Genomic DNA, 23,621 nt, shown 5'->3' with positions numbered 1-23,621 from the left:
ATCCGTTCGGCCAGGCAGGGGCCCATGGCCCTTGCCGTATACAGGCCTCCCCGCGCATAGTTAACGCGTGCATCAACCTACGAAGGGATTTCGCCGTGCGCTGGCTCAGGATCGCCATAGGTTTTACTGTCAGCCTGCTGACACTGCTCTGTTTGCTCCCGGCCCAGGCCGCGGCGCAAGGCAGTGGCTGGGCAGTATTGCTCGATGAACAGGCTGACCTGCAACTGAGCGACATCCGCTCCTCGCGCTACACCAATCAATTCAGCCCCACCGAACTGGACCGCATTACCGCAGCGACGCCGGATGGCGCGTTGTGGGTACGTTTCAAGCTTCAACCCGGCAAGCACGAGCAAGTGCTGCGGATATTCGCCCCGGATCTGTCGCACCTGAGCCTCTATGTACTGGACGGCGATACCCTGGTGGAACAACAGAGCACCGGCACACGCCAACCGCAGGCTGAACGACCACTGCCCAGCAGCGACTTCATGCTGCCGATGCCCCAGAGCCAGAAGCCACTCGACGTCTACCTGCGCCTGGTCTCGGAACACGAACTGCGCCCTTACATCACCCTGGAACCGGCCGTGCTCGCCGCGGCCGACCAGACCCAGACGCTGATCTACGGGCTGCTGTTCGGTTGCCTGCTGATGCTGATCCTGCACAACCTCACCCGCTTCGCCTATCACCGTTCGCGCAGCAGCCTGTGGTTGGCGGCCTGCGAAGTGTTGTTGATGCTCAGCCTGGCGCTGCTGCTGAACCTGGTGGGCCCGTGGCTGCCGAACTGGCACGCGGTCCAGACCCCGGGCGCCTACCTGGCGCTGCTGCTGACCGCGCCGTGCGGGCTGATGTTTGCCTACCGCTTCTTCATGCCCCTGGGGCCGCATCCCCTGAACAAGCTGTTGATGGCCGACATCCTGTTCATCGTGTTGTGCGGCTTGCTGCTGTTGTTCGTCAATACCCTGCCCCTGAACATCATCACCTACGTCCTGGTGGCCCTGGCCGGCTTGAGCATGCTGTTTGTCTCGGCCTATCACTGGCAGCAGGGCTACCGCCCGGCCCGTCTGTTCGTGGCGGCGATGGTGGTGTTCAACATCGGTACGCTGATCATCCTGCCGGCGTTGCTGGGCCTGACAATGGTGTCGCCCCAGGGCCTGATCGTCACGCTGCTGGCGTTTATCTGCCTCAGCGGCCTGTTGATGAGCCTGGCGCTGGGCGAGCGCCAACGGGCGCTGGTCGAGGCGCGTTTCAGCCTCAGCCGCGACCTGGCGGCGAGCAATGCCGAGATCGCCGCCAAGGCCGAGTTCCTGGCCAAGATCAGCCACGAGATCCGCACGCCCATGAATGGTGTGCTGGGCATGACCGAGCTGCTGCTGGGCACCCCGCTGTCAGTGAAACAGCGCGACTACGTGCAGACCATCCACAGCGCGGGTAATGAGTTGCTTACCCTGATCAACGAAATCCTCGATATCTCCAAGCTGGAATCCGGCCAGATCGAGTTGGATGACGTGCAGTTCGACCTCAATGCGCTGATCGAGGACTGCCTGAGTATCTTCCGCGCCAAGGCCGAACAGCAGAACGTCGAACTGATCAGCTTTATCCAGCCCCAGGTGCCGCGCGTGATCAGCGGCGACCCGACGCGCCTGCGCCAGGCCATGTTGAGCCTGCTGGAGAACGCTCTGCAAAAAACCGATGAAGGCGAAGTGCTGATCGTGGTCGCCCTGGACGATCGCAGCACCCAGCCACGCCTGCGCATTGCCGTACAAGACAGCGGCGTGCCGATGGAAGCGGCCGAACGCGACGCCCTGCTGCACAGCGAACTGCACAGTAAGAATTTCTTCTCGGCCACCCGCTTGAACGGCCACCTGGGTCTGGTCATCGCCCGCCAGTTGATCCTGTTGATGAACGGCGAATTCGGGATCAAGAGCGGCAGCCATCAGGGCAGCACCCTGTGGCTGACCCTGCCGCTGGACCCGGAACGCCTGGAGCACCCGACCTCCGACCTCGACGGCCCGCTCAAAGGCGCTCGGGTGCTGGTGGTGGACGACAACGACACCTGCCGCAAAGTCCTGGTGCAGCAATGCTCGGCCTGGGGCCTTAACGTCAGCGCCGTGCCGTCCGGCAAGGAAGCCCTGGCGCTGCTGCGCACCAAGGCGCACTTGCGTGATTACTTCGACGTGGTGCTGCTGGACCAGAACATGCCCGGGATGACCGGCATGCAGCTGGCGGCGAAGATCAAAGAAGACCCGAGCCTGAACCACGATATCCTGCTGATCATGCTCACCGGCATCAGCAATGCCCCCAGCAAGATCATCGCGCGCAACTGCGGGATCAAGCGCATCCTCGCCAAACCCGTGGCCGGGTACACGCTCAAGACCACCCTGGCCGACGAACTGACCCAGCGCAGCAAGGGCAACGTAACGCCTCGCGCGGTGCCCGGCGCACCGACAGCCGTCACCGTACCCAGCGATTTCCGCATCCTGGTGGCCGAAGACAACAGCATTTCCACCAAAGTGATCCGCGGCATGCTCGGCAAACTCAACCTCGACCCGGACACCGCCAGCAATGGCGAAGAAGCGTTGGAAGCAATGAAGGCCCAGCGCTATGACCTGGTGTTGATGGACTGCGAAATGCCGATCCTCGATGGCTTCTCGGCCACGCAACAACTGCGCGCCTGGGAAGTCAGCCACCAGCGCATCCGCACGCCGGTGGTGGCGCTGACGGCGCATATCCTGTCGGAACACAAGGAGCGGGCACGACAAGCCGGGATGGACGGGCACATGGCCAAGCCGGTGGAGTTGTCGCAGCTGCGTGAACTGGTGGAATTCTGGGTGGCGCAGCGTCAGCAGAAGCTGGAACACGCCCCTTCCTGACTTGAAATACGATCTCCTGTGGGAGCTGGCTTGCCTGCGATAGCGGTGTGTAGTGAGCGGGCTTGCCCCGCGCTGGGTGGCGAAGCCGCCCCAAACCAGGCGACTCGGTTCTACCTGGAGGTCGGAGGTGTCTTTATTGGGGCCGCTTCGCCACCCAGCGCGGGGCAAGCCCGCTCACTACACACCGCATTCGCGAGCAAGCCAGCTCCCACATTTGACCGGTTTCGCCTGATAGACTCGACCCATCTCCCCTGCCGCGAGCCACCTCCATGCTCCACGTGTTATTCAGCGTCTACCTGAAAATGCTCGTGCTCTACAGCCCGTTCTTCGTGCTGTCCTGCTTTATCAGCCTCACCCGTGGCTACTCCAGCAAAGAGCGGCGGCGCCTGGCCTGGAAGGTAGCGCTGGCAACCTTGGTCTCGAGCGTTTTGCTCTACCTCTTCGGCCGGGTGATTTTCAGTGTGTTCGGCATCACCGTGGACGCCTTTCGCATCGGCGCCGGCAGTGTGCTGTTTATCTCCGCCCTGGGGATGGCGCAGGGCAAGTCGGCCGTGCAGACCGACAACGTGCAGCAGGACGTGACCATCGTGCCGCTGACCATTCCCCTCACCGTCGGCCCCGGCACCATCGGGGCACTGTTGGTGATGGGTGTAAGCCAGCCACACTGGGACGACAAGCTCACCGCCATCCTCAGCATCGCCCTGGCCAGCCTCACGGTCGGCGTGGTGCTGTACCTGTCCAACCGTATCGAGCGTATTCTCGGCGACCAAGGCTTGCAGATTGTCAGTCGGTTGATGGGGTTGTTCGTGTGCGCCTTGGCCGCGCAAATCATCTTTACCGGCGTACGTGGCTACCTGGTGCCCTAGATCCGGTACTTGGCGATGGCCAGTTGCACTTTGTCACCTGCGCTCTCGCGCATCAGTTGCAGGGTTTTATCGTTGATCAGCGAAGTGTTCAGGACCAGGCACGTCTGCCCACTGAAAGCTTCGAACGAAGAGCTGTCCCACTCCAGAAATGGCAGCCCGACCTGCTTGCTCACGCTGTGTGTGCTGTAGGTCACCAGCACCATCATCAATTCGCCCTCCAGTTCGGCACAAGACGCCAGGCCGAAATCGCCGCCCTGGTGCACCGTGCTGTTGCGCTTGAACAGTTCGAACGTCGCCGGCGTCTGCTTCAACGCCTCCAAGGCATCAGCCGCCAACTTCGGCAGGGCCGCAAGCAACGGCACAGACAAGGACGTCGACGCCAGCAGGGCGGCGATGATGCCCAGCACCTGCGACTGCACGGTCAGCCCCTTGCCTGAACGTGACACCCGCTCGAAGCGGCTGCGCACCGGCAGCCAACCCAACCCGGTCATCACCTTGATGAACTCTTCGTACCACCCCTCGGTGCCGCGCTGGATGTTCAACACATCGCTGACGTAGCTGCTGGCCAGCAGATAGCTTTTGCGGATGTATTCGCGGTTTCGACCCGACAGGCCCTCGGCAAACGAGATCACGCCGTTGTTGACCACCGCCGCGTTGAAGTCGTCTTCGGTGTCCGACGCTGAAGCCTTAAGCAATCCGGGCGCTCCGGGCAACTTGTAGGCGGCAATCAACTTGCGCCTTTTGGTCGTGTTGATCCTTCTATGATGTCGCTCCATTTTGATTCTCCACAAGCACCCCGCATTCGGGGCTTGTGTTCACCCTAGTCCACCCGCCGACGAGCTTGCCAGACCACAAACATGCCTTAAGGCAGCACGTCAAACCGCAGTGCCCAGCGATCACGCGGGGTCGCTGGCAAGCGTGCAGAAGTCTTCGCAAAAAAAAGAAAAAGCCCCGGACAACGCCAGGAAATTCCCCGGGTCGTTCGGAGCTTTCCGGCGCCTGGCGGGCCGGTTTCAGCCGGCGGGCTTCTCGCCGTACCAGCGCGGCGTGTACACCCACTCACCGCCACCGGCGCGGGGGAATGTGCAGGTGGTGGACGAGCCGATCAGCACCATGGTGCGCATGTCCACCTGCTCCGGCGTCAGTTGCCCGAGCGTGGTGACACGCAGGGTCTGCCCCGGGCGGCCGACATCGCGGCCCAACACGACCGGCGTCTGCGGCGTGCGATGCACTGCGACTATTTCCAGCGCCCTTCCCAGTTGCCACGGCCGCGAACGGGAGATCGGGTTGTAGAACGCCAGCGCCAGGTCGGCCTGGGACGCCAGGTCCAGGCGCTTTTCGATGATCGACCAGGGCTTGAGGTTGTCCGACAGCGACATCACGCAGAAGTCATGGCCCAGCGGAGCGCCGGCCTGGGCGGCCGTGGCCAGGGAGGCCGAGACGCCGGGCAGGATTTGCAGGTCAACCTGATGCCAGGCCGGGTCGCTGGACTCATGCAAGGCCTCGAGCACCGCCGCAGCCATGGCGAATACGCCGGGGTCGCCGGACGACACCACCACCACCGAACGGCCTTGCGCGGCCAGTTCGAAAGCATGGCGCGCACGCTGCATTTCTTCGCGGTTGTCGGTGCAGTGCTGCACCTGATCGTCGCGAAACGGCCCGGCCATGCGCACATAGGTTTCGTAGCCCAGCACATCGGTGCAGCGCGCCAGTTCGACCTTGACCGCCGGCACCATCAACTCGGCGGCGCCCGGGCCCAGGCCGATCACAGCGAGGCGGCCACGGGCGCGACCGACTTGCGACAGGTCCAAGGGCTGCTCGGCGACGCTGACGACGATATCGGCGTCCTGAGCGAGATCACTGAAACGCAGCGGCACGCCCAGTTCCAACGCGGCTTCATGCAACGACGCTTCGGCCATCTGCGTGTCACTGGCCAGCAGGCAGGCCAGGGATTGCACGGCGATACCCGCGTCATGCAACGCAGCCCGCACACGCTCCGCCAAGTGCGCGCCAGGCTTGCACGCCACGCACACCGTCTTCGGATAGATCAGCAATTCGTCGGCCGCAGGTACCCGCTTGGCACTGCCCACATGAATGGCCAGGCGCGCCTGTTGATCCTGCGGCAGGTTGGCTTGCTCCAGCCACGGCGCCACGCCTTCGATGCGCACGCTCTCGCCGGCCAGCAAGTCCGAGACAAAGCGCTTGCCCAACTCCAGATCTGCCAACGCGTAACCCGCGGGCGGGTTGAGCAGGCAGGTGCCGAAACGCAACTCGCCGCTGGTGGTAATGGCAGCCGCCACGCCCAGCGCAGCGGCAATTTCACGCGCCATCACATTCACGCCGCCCAGGCCGCCGAGCAGCGGCACCACGGCGCTGCCGTCTTCGGCCACGGCGAGCACAGCGGGCTCTTCGCCCTTTTCCAGCAGCAGCGGCGCCAGCGTGCGGATCACAATGCCGGCGGCACACAGCGCAATCAGCGGTGTGCCTTGCTGGTAGAGCTGACGCAGTGTGGCGCCGAATTCGATGTAGGCGTGGTCAGCGCCTTCGACCCGTGCGGCCAAACCGTGGATCGCAGCACCGGGGTACAGCTGCCGGATCTTGCGCGCAGTGGCCAGGCTGCCCTGGCCGAGGATGACAATCGCCGGGCGCATCAACCTTGCCACCGAACGCCGGGCACGATGATCAGCGAGAAGTACGGCGACGACATCGGCTCCACCTGGTCCAGCGGCACGATTTTCTGGTTGGCCATGGTCGCGCGCTCCACGTACAGCGCGCGCTCGGCGAGGCCAAGTTCTTCAAGGACCTGGCGCACCTTCGGGAAATTGCGCCCCAGCTTCATGATCACCGCCGCGTCGGCGTCCGCCAAACGGCGCTTGAGGTCTTCATGGGGCAATACGCCGGAGAGCACCGACAGGCTCTGGTTGCGATACACCAGCGGCGCGCCCAGCACCGAGGCACCGCCGAGCATCGAGCACACGCCGGGGATCACCTGGGCTTCGTACCGTTCGGCCAGACGGTCATGCAGGTACATGTAGGAACCGTAGAAGAACGGGTCGCCTTCGCAGATCACCGCCACATCGCGGCCCGCATCCAGATGTGCGGCCACATCGACGCTGGCGGTGTCGTAGAAATCGCTGATCACCTGTTCGTAGGACAGCGGTGCAGGCAATGCCTCGGTGGTCACCGGGTACACCAGCGGCATCAGGGTTTGTTGCGCCACCAAGTGGTCTTCGATGATGCCAAAGGCATTGCCCTTCTTGCCCTTGGCCACGAAGTACGCCACCACCGGCGACTCACGCAGCAAGCGCAGGGCCTTGAGGGTGATCAGTTCGGGGTCGCCGGGGCCCACGCCGAGGCCGATCAAACGTCCGCGTGCGTGCATCATTCGACCTCCGTGGCCAGGGCATTCACCGCGGCGGCGGCCATCGCGCTGCCGCCCAGGCGGCCCTGCATGATCACGAACGGCACGCCACGACTGTCGGCCGCCAGCATCGCCTTGGATTCGGCGGCCCCCACGAACCCCACCGGGAAGCCAAGGATCAACGCCGGTTTCGGCGCGCCGGCATCCAGCATTTCGAGCAGGTAAAACAACGCAGTCGGCGCGTTGCCGATCACCACTACGCTGCCTTCCAGGTGCGGGCGCCACAGCTCCAGCGCGGCGGCGGAACGGGTGTTACCCAGTTGCCGCGCCAGCTCGGGCACGCTGTCGTCGCGCAAGGTGCAGATCACCGGGTTATTGGCCGGCAGGCGCGCACGGGTCACGCCTTCGGAGACCATCCGCGCATCGCACAGGATCGGCGCGCCAGCGGCCAGGGCATCGCGGCCGGCCTTGCCGGCGCCTGCGGAAAATTGCAGGCCGTCGATGGCATCGACCATGCCGCAGGCGTGAATCACCCGCACCGCGAGTTTTTCCAGGTCGGCCGGGATACGCTCCAACCTGGCTTCCGCGCGAATAATGGCGAAGGAGTTGCGATAGATCTCCTGACCGTCGCGGATGTAATCAATCATCGGTGTTGCTCCGTGGGCGAGCGCGCAGCAGGGCGCCCGCCGCTTCAATAGAAAGGTTGCGCGCGTGCAGCCGGCCGAAACCTGGCTGGGCTGCCTCGCGAAAATAGAGGTCGTAGTGGCCGGGGCTCACCGCCAGCAAAGTGACCGGCGCGGTGTGCGCGGCGGCACAGGAGCGCGGGCAGCCGGACAGGTGAACGTCGTGGTCGGTATGCAGAGCGGCGAGTTGCGCCGCATCGGCCTTGGTGTCGGCCAGGCCTTTGGCGCAGCCGCTGGAACCGGTGCAGGCGGTCATGCGCGCCAGGGGCTGGTCGGCGGAGCAGAGAAAGCCCAGTTGCGTCAGGCGTTCGGTCACGACGCCAGTTTTTTCAACATTGGGCAGCAGCACGCCTTGCCAAGGGGTGAAGCGCAAGGTGCCGTCGCCATAGTCGTCGGCGAGCTGCGCGGCGCCCTTGAGCATCGTCGAATCCAGGCGGCCCAGGGGCGCAACGGCCGCGACATAGAACTGATTCTTTTGCGGCTGTGGATAAGTGCCCATGTGCAGCGAAGCGCCACTGGCAGGACGTTTGAAGCCATTCGCGGACAGCAGCGACAGGCTCAGGCGGCTCAGCACTTTATCCACAACCAGGTGGCGCATGCGTGTTTGTTCCGGCGTAGCCACGTCGAGAAAGGCTTCCAGCACCGCAGTTACCAGCGCATGGCCCTGCTCCAATCGAACGGCGCCCAACGGCGCATCCAGGCCCGGGCAACCCGCCAGGCCGAACGCGAGCAGCGTGTCGCCATTGCGCACGAATGCCGACAGCCACAGGTCATGGTGATGTTCGAGCATTGCCAGGGCTTCACCGCCGTCCAGTTGCACGGCGAACTTGGCCGACAGCTCATGAAAGCGCGGGTTATTTTCCAGCGTGGCAAGGATCTGTCCGGCCAGCGGGCGCGTGTCGAACAGCATCTGCTCGTCGATCCCGGCGCTAGGGCTGAGCATCAAGTTGCGCACGTCATCACCGGCGGCGTTGCTCGGGCCCAGGCCTGCGGCCAGCAGCAGGGCGATCAATGCGTCTTCTTCGGCGCCTATCCCGCGGATCTGCAGATTGGCGCGGTTGGTTGCCTCGATCACCCCGCCGGCATAGGCCTGGGCCGCATCCGCCACCACGTGGGCCTGGGCGGCGCTGATCGAGCCACCGGCCAATTTGATCCGGCAAATCCCGCCGTCCAACGCCTGGACAATACGCAGCAACCCCGGACAAGCCGAGGGGCGCAAGGTATTCACAGCGGGCGTCTGGTTCACAGGGCTACCGGTTGACGGGTAAAGGCGCGGTATTATGCCTGCTTTGTCCGGCGGCATGAAAAGCCTGCCCGTCGGATGTCGTTCAAGGAATGGTTATGTCGCCCTGGCTGACGGTTGTAGGCATCGGTGAAGACGGCTTCAAGGGGCTGGGCAGGAATGCCCGGCACGCCCTGTTGCGCGCCACGCGGATTATAGGTGCTCAGCGCCAGTTGGACTTGTTGCCGGCGTGTATTCGGGGCGAGCGTGAGCTGTGGCCGAGTCCGTTTTCACTGGCGCCGCTGCTGGCAAGGCGCGGTACGCCGGTGTGTGTGCTGGCCAGCGGCGACCCGATGTTCTATGGCGTCGGGGCCAGTCTGGCGCGTCAGGTCGCCGCCGATGAGTTGCTGATCCTGCCGGCGCCGTCATCGGTGTCATTGGCGGCGGCGCGGTTGGGCTGGCCGTTGCAGGACGCGGTGACGCTGTCCGTGGTGGCACGGCCGTTGGCGGCGCTCAATGCGCACCTGGCCAGCGGCGTGCGCTTGCTGGTGTTGAGCAATGACGGCAGCAGTCCTGCGTCGATTGCCTCGCTGCTGGCTGAGTCTGGGTTCGGGCCCAGCCGGTTGACGGTGTTTGAACATCTGGGCGGCGCGCATGAGCGGCGTATCGACGGTCTGGCTGCGGATTGGCAGCACGCTCGGGTCGCCGACCTGAATCTGGTGGCCATCGATTGCCTGGCGTCTATCGACACCCAGCCTCTGTCGCGCCTGGCCGGCCTGCCGGACTCGGCGTTCAAGCACGATGGCCAACTGACCAAACGCGATGTGCGCGCCATGACCCTCGCCCGCCTCGCGCCGATGCCCGGCGAGCTGCTGTGGGACGTGGGCGCGGGCAGCGGTTCCATCGGTATCGAGTGGATGCGTGCGCATCCGAGCTGCCGCGCCATGGCGATTGAAGCCGACGCAGGCCGCCAGGGCCTGATCGAACACAACCGCGACGCCCTCGGCGTGCCCGGCCTGCAACTGATTCGCGGCAAAGCCCCCGACGCGTTGCACGGCCTGGAGGCGCCGGACGCCGTCTTCATCGGCGGCGGCGTCACTCGCGACGGCGTGCTCGACACCTGCTGGCAGCACCTGCGCCCCGGCGGCCGACTGGTCGCCAACGCCGTGACCCTGCAAAGCGAAATGACCCTGATGAACTGGCGCGCGCAGCATGGCGGCGAACTGACCCGCATCCATGTGGCCCAGGCGCAGCCATTGGGGGAGTTTGATACCTGGCGCCAGGCGCTGCCGATCACGCTGCTGGAAGTGGTCAAGCCGCTATGAAAAGAATCCTGCTGCTGGGTGGCGTAACTGAAGCGCTGGCCATTGCGCGGACCTTGGGGCCGGAGCACGTCTACAGTTTGGCGGGGGTGGGCCGCGTGCCTACCGATCTCACCTGCCAGGTACGTGTCGGCGGTTATGGTGGCGCTGAAGGATTGGCGCAGTATGTTCGCGATGAGCGGATCAGTTTGATCCTCGACGCGACCCATCCGTATGCGGCGCAGATCAGCCAGAACGCGGCCCAGGCGGCGCAGCTATGCGGCGTGCCGTGCTGGGCGTTGCGCCGCGCCGCGTGGCAGCCCCAGGCGGGGGATGATTGGCGTGAAGTCGGTGATTGGGCCTCGCTGATTGAAGCATTGAAACCCTTCAAGCGCCCCCTCTTCACCTTGGGCCGCGAGCCGTTGCAGCACCTCGATGAAATCCCCGCCAACCAATTCTGGACGTTGCGGGCGCTGGATGTTTATCCCGGGAACGAGCGCTGTGAAGTAATCGGCGCGCGTGGGCCGTTTCTGATCGAGGACGAGCGAGCGTTGTTTGAGCGCCGGCAGATTGATGTGTTGATCAGCAAAAACAGCGGCAGCACGGCGACGGAGCCGAAGCTGGAAGTGGCAAGGGAGCGAGGCGTGCCGGTGTTGGTGTTGAAGCGGCCGGTGTTGGCTGCGGTAGATCGAGAATTCACCACCGTAGCTGCGGTGCTACAGGCAATCACCGCTCTCTCTAGACACCACTGACTCCATGTGTGCGGGCTTGCTCGCGAAGGCGGTGGATCAGTTATATATCCGGCGCCTGACACACCGTATTCGCGAGCAAGCCCGCTCCCACATTTTAGAGCGGCGTCATCCAGCTGTTGCTGTCGCCTGTCCTACGCCATCTTGCACACGATCAGCCAGCAACTGCGCCAGCTCTATCAACTGCGCAACGCCGAGCAATTCCTCTCGTTTCGGGCCTTCCAAATCAAACGCCAGGTCGCAACTCAGCGCATTGGCCGAGGCGAGTGTTTCGCTGAGGTTGACCAGCAGGTCTTCGGTGCTGAATCCGTCGGCTACGGTGAATAGCCGGATGGGGGGATTGGGGGTGGGTTTAATCATTGTAGATTTCCTTAATCTAAGTGGAGCTGCCAACTAATCGCCGCGATGCGATGAGGGGTGGCAGCTGTGCGCAGGTTCGCGGACCGGAGATTAAGGAAGCCGGCATACCCGAAGGTATCCCGCGCACAGCCACCATAGCGCCCACAGTAGACGATAAAAAAGCGTCAACTGAAAGGAGGCAGTACTTAATCAATACGAGCCGCGACGCCCGACCGCTGAGTTTGCAGCGGTGTACGGAGACTAGAGATTGAGTGTCCTAGGGACAACCTCAAAGACTTGTCGGAAATTTCTATTTATACGGATAACCAGTCCTATCAGGCTTCACCACCGAAAGCCGAATCCCCCTACAAACACTTCCGAACAAGCTGGCTGGCTCAGCCAAAAGCCCCCGCCCTAACCTCCCCTCTCGCGGTTTTGCTCCGGCGCACGCGATGGGGATGCGCTGCTTTTGCAGCGCGTCACAACTTGCCAATATGTATCCCAAGGAATACGATCCGAGATGATTCACTTCAAGAGATCTGATGAGTTTCAGGAATGGCTTTATTCGCTACGCAGTAAACCCGCCCATGGACGCGTGCTGACAAGATTGGATAACGCAGGAATGGGCAATTTTGGAGACTGCGAAAACGTCGGAAATGGCGTATCCGAAATGCGCATCCACTATGGCCCTGGATACCGGGTGTACTTCAAGCGTATAGGTGAAGTGGTTTACCTACTGTTGATAGGTGGCGATAAATCAACGCAAAAACGCGACATCGAGCGCGCTAAAGAAATTGCCGATGAATTTGAAAAAAAGGAGTGACCCATGACTCAATTTAAAGATTTCGACATAGCCGAGCATCTGACGACCCCTGAGGACATGGCGGAGTATCTCGAAGCTTCTTTCGAAGAAGACTCCGGTGACGGATTGCTGATTCGCTCAGCGCTCAACAATATCGCCCGCGCCCAAGGCATGACCCAAATAGCCCGCGACGCCGGCCTCGGACGAGAAAGTCTGTACAAAGCCCTCTCCAGCACTGGCAATCCCGAATTCGCGACTATCATGAAAGTCATGAAAGCTCTGGGCCTCAAGCTTCACGCCACGGCGGTCTGACTCACTGCGACACCAAACCACACCGCCCTTTTTTACTTATCCCCCCCGATCAGGCTAAATACCCGCCTGATCGTTTAACCCTACGGATTGTCCGCCATGGCCCGTCAACGCTTCGCAATCGCCTGGATCGCCTGCCTTGCAGTGTTGTTCAACGCCTTTGCCATGCCGCTGGCCGGTGCGATGCAGCAGGCCGATGACCCGGTCAAGCGCTTGCTGTGGGGCAGTTTCTGTTCCTCCAACGGCGCCAGCCTCAAGGCGATGGCCCTGGGTAAGCTGGAGATTCCGGCGTCGCAGGATGATCACTCCGCCATGCAGCATTGCTGGTGTTGCTCCGGCTCAGCGTCGCTGGTGGCGTTGCCGGGGCATGTGCCGCAGTTGTATGTCACACGGTTCGCGGCGGTGCAGAGCCTGCCGCCAACCCGACGGCAAAACCCAACCCCGCGCCAGCAATGGCCGAGCCTCAACCCCCGCGCCTCTCCGACGGTCTGATTTCTTCGCAAGTGAACTGCGTTTAGAACCGTTCTGGAGAACTGCCATGCTCAAATCTTCCCTGCTTCTGGCGGCGTTGCTGCTGCCGGTGTTCAGTGCCGCCAATGCAGAAGACTACAAGGCCGGCGACTTGCTGGTCAGCGATCCCTGGTCCCAGGAGTTGCCGCCCAACGCGCCCACCGTCGCGGCGTATTTCGTGATTCATAACACCGGTGCCACCCCGGACCGCCTGCTCAGCGCCGACACGCCGCTGGCGGAAAAAGCGCAGCTGCATGAGCACGTGATGCAAGGCGACCTGATGAAGATGCAGCAAGTGCCCAGTGTCGCGGTCCCGGCCAAGGGTGAACTGACCTTCGCGCCGATGGCTTACCACGTGATGCTGCTAGGCCTCAAAGACCGCAGCCTGTTGGCCGACGGCAAGCAATTCCCGCTGACCCTGACCTTTGAAAAAGCCGGCAAGGTCGAGGTGCAAGTGTCGGTACAAAAGGTACCGCCGATGGCCGCCCACGCGCATAAGCACGCCCAGTAGGCGGTTACTCGATGGGCGCCCCACGCGCCAGGTTCTCTCCACACTCGCGCGTGAGACGCGGCAGTTGGATCAGCCTGTTCGCCATGCTGATGATCTTTATCGGTCCGCTGATTTCCCAGGCGATGCCGATGGACCATCACGTCGGTATGTCGATGAGCATGCCGATGGACCACGGCGATGCTCATCACCAAAAAGCGCCTGACGAACACCACGCCCTCTGGTCCAAGTGCGGCTATTGCGATCTGCTTTACAGCTGCCCTGCCCTGCCTGGCGGTATTCCAACGCTCACCCTGAGCAGCCCGCCACCGGTTAACGCCCTAAAGCCCGCCACCCGCCTGGGCCATGCCCGGCAGAGCATCTTCCCGGGCGCCCGCAGCCGCGCGCCGCCCATCGCCTCGTAAGCCCTGACACCGTTACTTCACCCCGGCCGACTTTAGACAGACAGCCGCAGGCTGCTGGCCGTGTTGTTTACGATTGATAGATGGAAGTTGTCATGTCCAGGTTTTCTGCTGACACCCGTTTGGGATGTACCCCTGTGCTCGTCGCTTTATGCGGCGCACTCCTGGCGCCACAGGCCAGGGCCGACGCGCAAGAGCTGAGCCCCACCGTGATCACCGCGATCGCCCCCAGCTCACCGCTGACCGTGGTCACCAACCCCAAGGACCCGCGCCAGCCGGTGCCCGCCAGCGATGGCGGCGACTACCTCAAGACCATCCCCGGCTTTGCCCTGGTGCGCAATGGCGGCACCAATGGCGACCCGGTGCTGCGTGGCATGTTCGGCTCGCGCCTGAATATCCTCACCAACGGCAGCATGATGCTCGGCGCCTGCCCCGGTCGGATGGATGCGCCCACCTCGTATATCTCCCCGGAAACCTACGACCAGCTCACCGTGATCAAGGGCCCGCAAACCGTGCTCTGGGGCCCTGGCGCTTCGGCCGGCACCGTCCTGTTCGAGCGCGAGCCGGAACACTTCGGTGAGCTGGGCACGCGGCTCAACGCCAGTGTGCTGGCCGGTTCCAACGGGCGCTTCGACAAGGTCATCGATGCCGCCGCCGGCGGGCCGCTGGGCTACGTGCGAGTGATCGGTAACCAGGCGCATGCAGACGATTACAAGGACGGCAATAACGACACCGTCGCCTCGCGCTATGACAAGTGGAATGGCGACGTGGCCGTGGGTTTCACCCCCGACCCCGACACCCTGCTGGAACTCACCGCCGGCCGTGGCGACGGCGAAGCGCGTTACGCCGGGCGCGGCATGGACGGCTCGCAGTTCCTGCGCGAAAGCCTGGGGCTGCGCTTTGAAAAATCCAACCTCGGTGAGGTACTGGACAAGGTCGAGGCCCAGGTCTACTACAACTACGCCGACCATGTGATGGACAACTACAGCCTGCGCACGCCCTCGGGCACCGGCATGATGGCGGGGCCGATGGCCTCCAACGTCGACCGCCGCACCCTCGGCGCGCGGATCAAGGCCACCTGGCGCTGGGCCGATGTGCAGCTGATCGGCGGCCTGGATGCGCAGACCAACGAGCACCGCGCCCGCAGCAGCATGGGCATCGACACCTACAAGGCTCTGCCGCGTACCAAGGACGCCGACTTCCATAACTACGGCGTCTTCGGCGAACTCACCTGGTACGCCGCCGAGCGCGACCGCCTGATCAGCGGCGCGCGCCTGGACCGCGCCTCGGCCAAGGACTATCGGCAGACCAGCGCAACCGTCGGCGACACTCGCGCCGATACCCTGCCCTCGGGCTTTATGCGCTACGAGCACGACCTGGCCGACAGCCCCACCACGGTCTATGCCGGCCTGGGCCATTCCGAACGTTTCCCGGATTACTGGGAACTGTTTTCGCCCAACACCGGGGCGCTCGGCTCGGTGAACGCGTTCGACGGCGTCAAGCCGGAGAAAACCACCCAGCTCGACATCGGCGCGCAATACGAGGCCGAAGACCTTGAAGCCTGGGCCTCGGGTTACGTCGGCCAGGTACGCGACTTTATCCTGTTCGACTACCGGGCCGGCATGATGGGCACCACTTCCCAGGCCCGCAACGTCGACGCCCGCATCATGGGCGGCGAACTGGGCGCGGCGTACAAGCTGACACGCCACTGGAAAGCCGACGCCACCCTCGCCTACGCCTGGGGCAAGAACAGCAGCGACGGCAAGGCCCTGCCGCAAATGCCGCCGCTGGACGCGCGCCTGGGGCTCAGCTACAGCGAGGATGACTGGAGCGCCGGTGCCCTGTGGCGCGTGGTTGCCGCACAGAACCGCATCGACCCGAACAGAGGCAACGTAGTCGGCAAGGACTACGACAAGAGCGCAGGCTTTGGCGTGTTCTCGCTGAACGCGGCGTATCGAATCAATAAAAACTTCAAGGTCAGTACCGGTGTCGACAACCTGTTCGGCAAGGCCTATGCCGAGCACTTGAACCTGGCCGGCAACGCGGGGTTCGGCTATCCGGCCAGTGACCCGCAAGCGATCAAGGAGCCGGGGCGAACCCTCTGGACCAAAGTGGACATGAGCTTCTAAGAGCATCGCAGGCAAGCCAGCCCCCACACGCAAATGCATTCCAACTGTGGGAGCTGGCTTGCCTGCGATAGCGGTGTAACGAACACAAAAAATCAAAGCCTTGCGGAGCCCCAAATGAGCACCCAAAAAATCTCTTTCTACAACCTGGCCTGGCGCTGGCATTTCTACGCCGGCCTCTTCGTCGCCCCTTTCATGGTGTTGCTGGCCCTGACCGGCATCATCTACCTGTTCAAACCCCAGCTCGACCCGCTCATGTACGGTGACCTGCTCACCGTGCCCGCCGCCGAGCACGCCTTGAGCGCCGATGAGCAACTGCAACGCGCCCAGGCCGCCTACCCCCACGGCGCGATCAGCAAATACCTGCCCCCCGCTGACGCCAGCAGCAGCGCGCAATTGGTGATGCACAACGGCGGTCGCGAAGTCACCGTGTTCGTGGACCCCTATCGCGGCACCGTACTCGGTGAACAGGACGCCCAATACAACCTGCAAGCCATCGCCCGCGCATTGCACGGCGAACTGATGATCGGCACCGTCGGCGATCGCCTGGTGGAACTCGCAGCCGGCTGGGGCGTGGTGCTGGTGGTCTCGGGCCTGTACCTGTGGTGGCCGCGCGGCAAGTCCTCGGCGGGCGTACTGTGGCCGCGCTTCAACAGCCGTGGCCGAGTGTTCTGGCGCGATATGCACGCGGTCACCGGCTTCTGGGGGGCGTCGCTGTTGCTGGTGATGCTGCTCAGCGGCATGACCTGGACCGGCTTCTGGGGCAAGCAATACGCCGACCTGTGGAACACCTTTCCGGCAGCGATGTGGAACAACGTGCCGCAGTCCGACCAGCAGGCGCGCAGCCTGAACACCGCCAGCCAACAGACCGTGCCCTGGGCCATGGAAAACACGCCGATGCCGATGTCCGGCGACCATGCCGAGCACATGAACCACGGCGCCCTGCATTCAGCCCCCGCCGCGCCCACGATAAGCCTGCAAAAAGTGGTCGACCTGGCCACCGCGCGCAACGTCGAACCCGGCTACAGCATCACGTTCCCCACCACCGCCGAAGGCGTGTTCACGGTCGCAGTGTTCGCCAACGACCCGCGCAACGACGCCACCCTGCATGTGGACCAGTACAGCGGCAAAGTGCTTGCCGATGTGCGCTGGGAACACTACAACACCGTGGCGCGCGCCACCGAGACCGGCGTGATGCTGCACGAGGGCAAGATGTTCGGCTGGGTCAACCAACTGATCGTGCTGCTGATCTGCCTGATGATCCTGCTCAGCGCCGTCAGTGGCGTGGTGATCTGGTGGAAGCGCAGGCCTGTGGGCGGCCTTGGCGCGCCGCCGCTGCGCCATGACCTGCCCAAGTGGAAAACCGCGATAGTCATCATGCTGGGGCTGGCGATTATTTTCCCCTTGGTAGGGGCGTCGTTGATCGCCGTATGGGCCCTGGACCGCCTGATGCTGTCACGGCATTAAAGCTCATCGCGCGCGCGGATGCCGGCCGGCCTATCCGGCAGTTTCAGAGCGGCGCTCAGGCGGCCGCGCGCCGTCCAGAAATCGCCGCTGCGCACCACGCGTAGCTCACCGATACGCGCCAGCTCCGAGATAACCTGGGAGGGGCTGGGGGCGAACGCCGTGTAGCCGCCTTCAGCCGTCCATTTACCGGTGCTCCCCAGCAAGTTGTATTCGTCCTGACTGAAGCTGGGGACATAGCTGAGCAAGGCGCCGTCGCGAGCCGTCAGGTAGAAACCGCTGATTGGCAGCCCTTGCTTTTTCAGGGTGTGCAGGTAGAACTCCAGTTCGCGCCACGACACGAAGTATTCGCGGTAGGACGCTTCACTTCCCAACTGCGGTTGATCCAACCCGGCGTGATACAACAGATGCGCCGCGCTGATGCGGTAACCGGTCGGCCACTGTGGCAGGCTGCTGACGCTGGCGGCCGGGAACAGGCGCGCCGCCACGGTGGAAGGAAACCCCTCGTCCGCTACTGCCAGTACCGGAACATGGCTGTCGGCAGTGCCGGTTTTTTCCAGCAACGCGGCGATCGCCTGCTGGCCAATGAAGCGGCCGGCGTGCCGATGGGTAAACTCCGCAGCATCATCCCGATGCGCATGGATCGGTCCCTGCGCCCAGGTGTTTTCGCCAGCCGGCACCACGCCCCGCGAGCGCCCCGGCTGCCACTGGGCATCCACCACGCCAGTGCCTGGCCAATTGGCGCTCGGCAACAGGATGCGCAGCTCGCCGGCGGCCGCAATGCGCCGGATATACGCGCGTGGGGTGAGCCCCCGGGTCTGCAGTTTGACCAGGTCGTTCTGCTCAAAAACGATCCCGTTGCGCACGGTGAACTTCAGCAAGGCGCCATCCGCACACGACAAATAGATCGGCAACGCCGCACGTTTGGTCGTCGCATGCGCCTGACGGATCGCCGCTTGAAGGGCGACGGGCGAAATCAGCCCCCGGTAGATATCATCGCCATCGGCCACTCGGCCGGCGGGCCGCAGCTCATCGTTGTGCGGCCCGCACAGGTACACGCCACAGAGCTCATAGCGATAGGGGTAGCCCGCATCCGAAAAGACCCGGCGATGGGCCAGGTCCGAGCCATCGTCGGTAACGGGCAGGGTGGCCACGAAATGACCGTTACCGATCGCCTGCAATACATAACCGAACTGCAATGTGCGCTGCGCGCCAGCCAGCTCATGGGCATAACGCGCCGCGTCATCGGCGTGAGCGTGCACGGGGCTGCACGCCGGGTCTATCCGCGCCTGCAGGTACGTGCCGGTGCCGGGCCGCGCGCTGGGAAATGCGCTCCAGCCGTTGACCGGACCGGGCTCACCCCACATTGCGCTGCCCTCTACCACCTGCAACTCGAACGTGCGCGCCACGCGGTTGACGTATTCGCCGGGCGTCAATTGCCCACTGCGAATCTGCACCTCAAGCGTGCCATGCAGCCAATCATGATGATTGCGCGGACGCATGATCAGGGCAGCCTGTGTAATGAGCGGGTACTTCAATTCGGGACGCGGTCGCAAGCGGATCACCGCACCGTCCGGCGCCAGCAGGTAGTGATAGTGCCGCGCTTGATCCGCCGACAAGGCCTGGGCGAGCAGACGCGTGGAAAACATATTGCCGTACACCGTCGACTCCGCCGGCGAAAGCACAAACGGCCATTGCCGGCGCGGTCTTGAGTGGTAACTGGCAACCACCGCCGTGCGCGGTGGGTAGAGGCCGCGGTTCACCAACTCATCGGGGAAAATCCACTTGATATCGAACACGTCATCGAGCACCCGCACCGGTTCGGTGACGACAAACCAACCGTCATCGCGCCGCAGGATAACCCCACCGTAGGCGTCCTTCAGCGTCGGCAGTACGCGCCGCCGGGCATAACGCGCGGCGTCGTCCATGGTTAAAAATGCCGGACTCAGCCGCCGCCGTGGCAGGTGTTCAAAAGCCTGCCACAGCGCCGGCACGGTGCCACGGCGATCCCAACAATGGCTCGTCTGGATCACCTGCAGATGGCCCGAGGCCGCGACCCGTCGTACCACCTGCTCCGGCGTCAACGTGCCCACGTCCAGCATGCCTTGCAGGGTCACCGCATCGTCTGCTTCGCTCAGCGCTTCGAATATCGCCTTCACCGTCGGCGATTGGTAACACAGTAATGCGCCGGCGGGCGGTGCGATATACACCGGCGCACCCAGTGGCGGCAGGGTTGCGTTGGCACGCGCCTGGGTGATGGCTTCGCTCAAGTCGCGTAGTTCAATGAAAAAACGTTGCAACCAATACGCCGAACCACTCCTCGCCAAAGGGCAGGCGTAATACAGCGCGTGGCACGCGAAGCCTTCCGGCAGGCGCGTTCCATACAGACTGGTGAGGGACAGCAGCGGCGACTTAGTGGTGACCGGAATCAGCTCGCTGGCAACGTATTCTTCGCGCAGGCGATGCTTGAGGATAAAACCGAAATAGCGGCCGACATAACGCTCGCCGTGGTCGAGGGGGTCGCTGCGCAGCACATCGCTGGCGGCCAAATCGGCGCTGGCGAAAATCGGCCCGTGGCTGACCGTCTCGGGTCGCTGGAACCGCAGTACCCGTTCACTTGGCACCCAATCCATTTCGACAAAACCCGCCGGCCCCCACAGCGCATTGCCGATCACCACACGCAGCGTGCCGCATTCGGCCAGTGTCCTGACCACATCGGCGCTGGTTCGGGTGCCATCGGCGAGGCTCTTGGCGATGGCGCTGTCGCCTCCCGTCGAACCGGCTTGCCACACTTGCCGCCACGCCGCCGTGGTGGTGGCCGGCGCCAGCGCAATCAGGCTGTCTTCGGTGCCGGAAAGATAACCCACACACTCCGCGGCCAGCAGGTCGGCGACGTCCTGGGGATGGAACATCTGGCCGTAGAGTTCGGTGCCTTCGCGGGTCCATTTATACTTCGCGGCGTAGCTGGGCTCGGTAAGCGACAGCGCCAGCCGCGACCCGTAGCGCCCGTGCAGGCGATGGTTTGGGTTGAGGATGATCGGTTTGTTCTGGCGATCCAACGGGCACCGCCCGGCAAACGTGAAGGGCCGCACGCCCGTTGGCGCCGGCTCGGTAATCGCGAAACGACCGTCGCGGCGCTGCAGGATCAGCCCACCCATCTCCTGCTCGCGCAGCGTGCCGATCCGCGTGTGTGCATAACGGGCCGCATCGTCGGCCGATAAAAACGCCGGGCTCAACGTGAGCAAGGGCACCGTCGAATAGGGCACCCAATGCTCATCGACCACACCGGGCAGGTCCCACAACGCGCTGGTCTTTTCCACGCTCAACTCACCGGCGGCGGCCACCAGGGCGACAAAGCCGCGCGTCAATAGCGAACCGTCTTGCAGCGTGGCCTGGATGCCGTTGTCACGCACTACGCCGTCTTCGTCTTCGATAAACAACTGAGACTCCAGCGCCGAACCGGAAAAACGGTAGCGCAGGACCGCTTCGTCACGCATGCGGATATACAGCGAGACGCCAAGGGTCGACTGCGGTCCCAGGCTGTACTGACGAAACTGTGCGATGTGCTGCGCCAGTTCCAGCGGGCTGATGAAGTTTTTGTACAGCCAGGCTTCGTATTCCGGGTAATTGCCCGGCAGGGGCCGCGAATGCACGTAGATAGCGTACAAGTGGTACCCAACCGGCAACACCGGCAAAGCCTGCGCCGCACCCTCGACCTGCTCGGGCTCAGTGGCAACGTAATTGTCCAGTGTATCCGCCTGCAGGATCAGCACGCGTTGGCGAACCGTGGGCTTGCGCTGGATTCGTGACCAGGCCAGCGCCACCGCGCCGTCCACCTCCTTGAAGACTGGCCAGGGCTGGTAAGGTTTCCAATTGGCTGGCACCGCTCCCAGCGAACCGCCCCAGTAAGGGCTGGAGTGTAAAAACACTAGTTGCCCAACCGAAGCCAGTTTTTTGTAGAAGCCTTCCAACGTGCCGTCATGGGCATCGAGAGAATCGAAACTACCTTCGGTCTGGAGCCAGCGCACATAGTCGGACGCGCCGGGAGATTCATTAAATTGGAATTTGAGCAGCGTGCCCTGCGGCCCCGACAAATAGGCGGTTCTGAACTCGTGACGATGTTGATGGTTAAAGATGATGTCCGGCGTGGAATAGAAATCCTGGAACGCCGTGATCTGGTGCGCGGTCCATTTGGGGTTCAGGCGTGTGACGTTCGCGGTCGTATTGGGATGCACATGCCAACTGGCGACGACCTCGTAGCCCTCGGGACTCAGGTACGCACCGGTACGTGGGTTGTGGTCGAGCAGCAGGTCAAAGCCAAACACGGTGGCGCGGTCCGGTATGGGTTCAGTGCCGAGAAACTTGCCATCGCCCAGGCGCCGCATGATAACGCTGCCGTATTCGACTTGCAGGTTGAGCCCCACGCGCCCATGAATATAGCGAGCCACATCATCGGCGCTGGCAAAGGCCGGCGTGAGCTTACCTAACTTGGCATGGCCGCGCTGCGCGGCGGCGCGTTTGTCGCGGTTTGACGGTTCTTCCAATGGGTCCACCTCAAAACATAAGTCGATGAAACAGGCCGACCCCAAGGGCAGGCGCTGAATGTGCTCACATCTTGAAAGCGAGCCCCTCCTCAAGGGCGCTACATAGATAAAAACCGGCACCACAACAGCACACAGACGTGCCCGCACCCTCCTGGCGAGCGCCACAATGGTGCGTCACACAACAGCCGCGGTCTTCGCCAGCCCCGGCGTGCACGGTTTTGCGACTTAGGCACAGCCCTTGCTATCTACTCTGCAACGCCTCCTACCTGCCGTCCAAAAACAATCGATCACGGAGATCGCACCATGCAGCGTCGCAGCTTGATCAAGGCTTTCACTCTTTCGGCATCCATCGTTGCCATGGGCCTGACCTGGACCGTGCAGGCCGCCGAGACCATCAAGGTCGGCATCCTGCACTCGTTGTCCGGGACCATGGCCATCTCCGAAACGTCGCTCAAAGACATGGCGCTGATGACCATCGACGAGATCAACGCCAAGGGCGGGGTGAACGGCAAGATGCTCGAACCAGTGGTGGTCGACCCGGCGTCGAACTGGCCGCTGTTCGCTGAAAAAGGCCGCCAGCTGCTGACCCAGGACAAGGTCGCCGTGGTGTTCGGTTGCTGGACCTCGGTGTCGCGTAAATCGGTGCTGCCGGTGTTCGAAGAACTCAACGGCCTGCTGTTCTACCCGGTGCAATACGAAGGCGAAGAGATGTCGCCGAACGTGTTCTATACCGGTGCAGCGCCGAACCAGCAGGCGATCCCGGCGGTGGAATACCTGATGAGCGAAGAAGGCGGCAGCGCCAAGCGTTTCTTCCTGCTGGGCACCGACTATGTGTACCCGCGCACCACCAACAAGATCCTGCGCGCCTTCCTGCATTCCAAAGGTGTGGCGGATAAAGACATCGAAGAGGTCTACACCCCGTTCGGGCATGCCGACTACCAGACCATCGTCGCCAACATCAAGAAATTCTCGGCCGGCGGCAAGACGGCGGTGATCTCCACCGTGAACGGCGACTCCAACGTGCCGTTCTACAAAGAGCTGGCCAACCAGGGCTTGAAAGCGACCGACGTACCGGTGGTGGCCTTCTCCGTGGGTGAAGAAGAACTGCGCGGCATCGACACCAAGCCGCTGGTGGGCAACCTCGCGGCCTGGAACTACTTCCAGTCGGTGGAAAACCCGGTGAACCAGAAATTCGTCGCCGACTGGAAGGCCTACGCCAAAAAACACAACCTGCCGGGCGCGGACAAAGCCGTGACCAACGACCCGATGGAAGCCACCTATGTGGGCATCCATATGTGGGCGCAGGCGGCCGAGAAAGCCAAATCCACCGACGTCGACAAAGTGCGTGAAGCCTTGGCCGGACAAACCTTCGACGCGCCGTCGGGTTTCACCCTGACCATGGACAAGACCAACCACCACCTGCACAAACCCGTGATGATCGGCGAGATCCAGGCCGATGGGCAGTTTTCGGTGGTGTGGCAGACCCAGGAGCCGATCCGCGCACAGCCGTGGAGCCCGTACATTCCTGGCAATGACAAGAAGCCGGACCATGCCGTGAAAAGCAACTAA

The 23,621-nt window shown here is 63.2% G+C and carries 19 protein-coding genes; 12 read left to right on the top strand and 7 right to left on the bottom strand.

All coding sequences use genetic code 11. The features are described from left to right. The first annotated feature begins 95 nt into the window (after positions 1 to 95). Complete coding sequence (locus KVG91_RS16310; protein WP_169378798.1) at positions 96 to 2,867, top strand: hybrid sensor histidine kinase/response regulator; 2,772 nt, start codon at positions 96 to 98, stop codon at positions 2,865 to 2,867. A 269-nt stretch (positions 2,868 to 3,136) separates the two neighbouring features. Further along, complete coding sequence (locus KVG91_RS16305; RefSeq protein WP_003171467.1) at positions 3,137 to 3,733, top strand: MarC family protein; 597 nt, start codon at positions 3,137 to 3,139, stop codon at positions 3,731 to 3,733. Here KVG91_RS16305 and KVG91_RS16300 read toward each other — a convergent pair. The 5 genes from KVG91_RS16300 to cobG all read right to left on the bottom strand — a co-directional run bounded on the left by KVG91_RS16300 (position 3,730) and on the right by cobG (position 9,080). Continuing rightward, positions 3,730 to 4,509, bottom strand: a complete 780-nt coding sequence (locus KVG91_RS16300) for a hypothetical protein (RefSeq protein WP_169378636.1) — start codon at positions 4,507 to 4,509, stop codon at positions 3,730 to 3,732. The genes KVG91_RS16305 and KVG91_RS16300 overlap by 4 nt on opposite strands. A 237-nt stretch (positions 4,510 to 4,746) precedes the next feature. Beyond that, on the bottom strand, positions 4,747 to 6,384 hold the full coding sequence (gene cobJ, locus KVG91_RS16295) for a precorrin-3B C(17)-methyltransferase (RefSeq protein ID WP_169378635.1): 1,638 nt from the start codon (positions 6,382 to 6,384) through the stop codon (positions 4,747 to 4,749). Beyond that, entirely contained in the window at positions 6,384 to 7,115 is a 732-nt protein-coding gene (locus KVG91_RS16290) for a precorrin-2 C(20)-methyltransferase (protein WP_169378637.1), read from the bottom strand. The genes cobJ and KVG91_RS16290 overlap by 1 nt, the downstream gene beginning before the upstream one ends. Further along, positions 7,115 to 7,741 (bottom strand): precorrin-8X methylmutase, encoded by a 627-nt coding sequence (locus KVG91_RS16285; RefSeq protein ID WP_169378634.1) that lies wholly within the window; start codon positions 7,739 to 7,741, stop codon positions 7,115 to 7,117. The genes KVG91_RS16290 and KVG91_RS16285 overlap by 1 nt, the downstream gene beginning before the upstream one ends. Continuing rightward, positions 7,734 to 9,080, bottom strand: coding sequence for a precorrin-3B synthase (gene cobG / locus KVG91_RS16280; protein WP_169378633.1), 1,347 nt, complete (start codon positions 9,078 to 9,080; stop codon positions 7,734 to 7,736). Before cobG ends, KVG91_RS16285 begins: the two co-directional genes overlap by 8 nt. Positions 9,081 to 9,118: 38 nt before the next feature. On the opposite strand from cobG, the gene cbiE reads away from it, so the two are divergent. Further along, positions 9,119 to 10,324: a precorrin-6y C5,15-methyltransferase (decarboxylating) subunit CbiE gene (gene cbiE, locus KVG91_RS16275; protein WP_169378632.1), complete on the top strand. Its 1,206-nt coding sequence runs from the start codon at positions 9,119 to 9,121 to the stop codon at positions 10,322 to 10,324. Beyond that, positions 10,321 to 11,052, top strand: coding sequence for a cobalt-precorrin-6A reductase (locus KVG91_RS16270; protein ID WP_169378631.1), 732 nt, complete (start codon positions 10,321 to 10,323; stop codon positions 11,050 to 11,052). Before cbiE ends, KVG91_RS16270 begins: the two co-directional genes overlap by 4 nt. Positions 11,053 to 11,157: 105 nt before the next feature. On the opposite strand, the gene KVG91_RS16265 is transcribed toward KVG91_RS16270, so the two are convergent. Beyond that, positions 11,158 to 11,409, bottom strand: a complete 252-nt coding sequence (locus KVG91_RS16265; protein ID WP_169378630.1) for a DUF6124 family protein — start codon at positions 11,407 to 11,409, stop codon at positions 11,158 to 11,160. A 499-nt stretch (positions 11,410 to 11,908) separates the two neighbouring features. Here KVG91_RS16265 and KVG91_RS16260 point away from each other — a divergent pair, with 499 nt between their 5' ends. The 7 genes from KVG91_RS16260 to KVG91_RS16230 all read left to right on the top strand — a co-directional run bounded on the left by KVG91_RS16260 (position 11,909) and on the right by KVG91_RS16230 (position 17,511). Then, a complete protein-coding gene (locus KVG91_RS16260; protein WP_169378629.1) occupies positions 11,909 to 12,211 on the top strand; it encodes a type II toxin-antitoxin system RelE/ParE family toxin in 303 nt (100 codons plus the stop codon). Between the two features lie 3 nt (positions 12,212 to 12,214). Beyond that, positions 12,215 to 12,502: an addiction module antidote protein gene (locus KVG91_RS16255; RefSeq protein WP_076954520.1), complete on the top strand. Its 288-nt coding sequence runs from the start codon at positions 12,215 to 12,217 to the stop codon at positions 12,500 to 12,502. 96 nt (positions 12,503 to 12,598) lie between these two features. Next, positions 12,599 to 12,991, top strand: a complete 393-nt coding sequence (locus KVG91_RS16250; RefSeq protein ID WP_169378628.1) for a DUF2946 domain-containing protein — start codon at positions 12,599 to 12,601, stop codon at positions 12,989 to 12,991. Between the two features lie 46 nt (positions 12,992 to 13,037). Beyond that, positions 13,038 to 13,520, top strand: a complete 483-nt coding sequence (locus tag KVG91_RS16245) for a copper chaperone PCu(A)C (protein ID WP_169378627.1) — start codon at positions 13,038 to 13,040, stop codon at positions 13,518 to 13,520. 11 nt (positions 13,521 to 13,531) lie between these two features. After that, positions 13,532 to 13,921, top strand: a complete 390-nt coding sequence (locus KVG91_RS16240; RefSeq protein ID WP_169378626.1) for a DUF2946 domain-containing protein — start codon at positions 13,532 to 13,534, stop codon at positions 13,919 to 13,921. Positions 13,922 to 14,013: 92 nt separating this feature from the next. Continuing rightward, complete coding sequence (locus tag KVG91_RS16235; protein WP_217894903.1) at positions 14,014 to 16,047, top strand: TonB-dependent copper receptor; 2,034 nt, start codon at positions 14,014 to 14,016, stop codon at positions 16,045 to 16,047. Positions 16,048 to 16,161: 114 nt separating this feature from the next. Further along, positions 16,162 to 17,511, top strand: coding sequence for a PepSY-associated TM helix domain-containing protein (locus tag KVG91_RS16230; RefSeq protein ID WP_169378663.1), 1,350 nt, complete (start codon positions 16,162 to 16,164; stop codon positions 17,509 to 17,511). On the opposite strand, the gene KVG91_RS16225 is transcribed toward KVG91_RS16230, so the two are convergent. Continuing rightward, the gene (locus KVG91_RS16225) at positions 17,508 to 22,052 is read right to left on the bottom strand and encodes a DUF4329 domain-containing protein (protein ID WP_169378662.1); all 4,545 of its coding nucleotides are present in this window, start codon (positions 22,050 to 22,052) and stop codon (positions 17,508 to 17,510) included. The genes KVG91_RS16230 and KVG91_RS16225 overlap by 4 nt on opposite strands. A 303-nt stretch (positions 22,053 to 22,355) precedes the next feature. Here KVG91_RS16225 and urtA point away from each other — a divergent pair, with 303 nt between their 5' ends. Then, positions 22,356 to 23,621 carry an urea ABC transporter substrate-binding protein gene (urtA, locus tag KVG91_RS16220; RefSeq protein WP_169378661.1) on the top strand — a complete coding sequence of 422 codons (1,266 nt, stop codon included), beginning with the start codon at positions 22,356 to 22,358 and terminating at the stop codon, positions 23,619 to 23,621.

This window comes from Pseudomonas azadiae, assembly GCF_019145355.1.
GTDB lineage: Bacteria > Pseudomonadota > Gammaproteobacteria > Pseudomonadales > Pseudomonadaceae > Aquipseudomonas > Aquipseudomonas azadiae.
The sequence above is the reverse complement of the archived record's forward strand: the minus strand, read 5'-3'. Positions and strand labels throughout refer to the sequence as shown.

Coding starts and splice junctions, on each gene's coding strand:
- KVG91_RS16305 (WP_003171467.1), top strand. CDS start 3,137: ATGCTCCACGTGTTATTCAGCGTCTACCTGAAAATGCTCGTGCTCTAC.
- KVG91_RS16300 (WP_169378636.1), bottom strand. CDS start 4,509: ATGGAGCGACATCATAGAAGGATCAACACGACCAAAAGGCGCAAGTTG.
- cobJ (WP_169378635.1), bottom strand. CDS start 6,384: ATGCGCCCGGCGATTGTCATCCTCGGCCAGGGCAGCCTGGCCACTGCG.
- KVG91_RS16290 (WP_169378637.1), bottom strand. CDS start 7,115: ATGCACGCACGCGGACGTTTGATCGGCCTCGGCGTGGGCCCCGGCGAC.
- KVG91_RS16285 (WP_169378634.1), bottom strand. CDS start 7,741: ATGATTGATTACATCCGCGACGGTCAGGAGATCTATCGCAACTCCTTC.
- cobG (WP_169378633.1), bottom strand. CDS start 9,080: ATGCCGCCGGACAAAGCAGGCATAATACCGCGCCTTTACCCGTCAACC.
- cbiE (WP_169378632.1), top strand. CDS start 9,119: ATGTCGCCCTGGCTGACGGTTGTAGGCATCGGTGAAGACGGCTTCAAG.
- KVG91_RS16270 (WP_169378631.1), top strand. CDS start 10,321: ATGAAAAGAATCCTGCTGCTGGGTGGCGTAACTGAAGCGCTGGCCATT.
- KVG91_RS16265 (WP_169378630.1), bottom strand. CDS start 11,409: ATGATTAAACCCACCCCCAATCCCCCCATCCGGCTATTCACCGTAGCC.
- KVG91_RS16260 (WP_169378629.1), top strand. CDS start 11,909: ATGATTCACTTCAAGAGATCTGATGAGTTTCAGGAATGGCTTTATTCG.
- KVG91_RS16255 (WP_076954520.1), top strand. CDS start 12,215: ATGACTCAATTTAAAGATTTCGACATAGCCGAGCATCTGACGACCCCT.
- KVG91_RS16250 (WP_169378628.1), top strand. CDS start 12,599: ATGGCCCGTCAACGCTTCGCAATCGCCTGGATCGCCTGCCTTGCAGTG.
- KVG91_RS16245 (WP_169378627.1), top strand. CDS start 13,038: ATGCTCAAATCTTCCCTGCTTCTGGCGGCGTTGCTGCTGCCGGTGTTC.
- KVG91_RS16240 (WP_169378626.1), top strand. CDS start 13,532: ATGGGCGCCCCACGCGCCAGGTTCTCTCCACACTCGCGCGTGAGACGC.
- KVG91_RS16235 (WP_217894903.1), top strand. CDS start 14,014: ATGTCCAGGTTTTCTGCTGACACCCGTTTGGGATGTACCCCTGTGCTC.
- KVG91_RS16230 (WP_169378663.1), top strand. CDS start 16,162: ATGAGCACCCAAAAAATCTCTTTCTACAACCTGGCCTGGCGCTGGCAT.
- urtA (WP_169378661.1), top strand. CDS start 22,356: ATGCAGCGTCGCAGCTTGATCAAGGCTTTCACTCTTTCGGCATCCATC.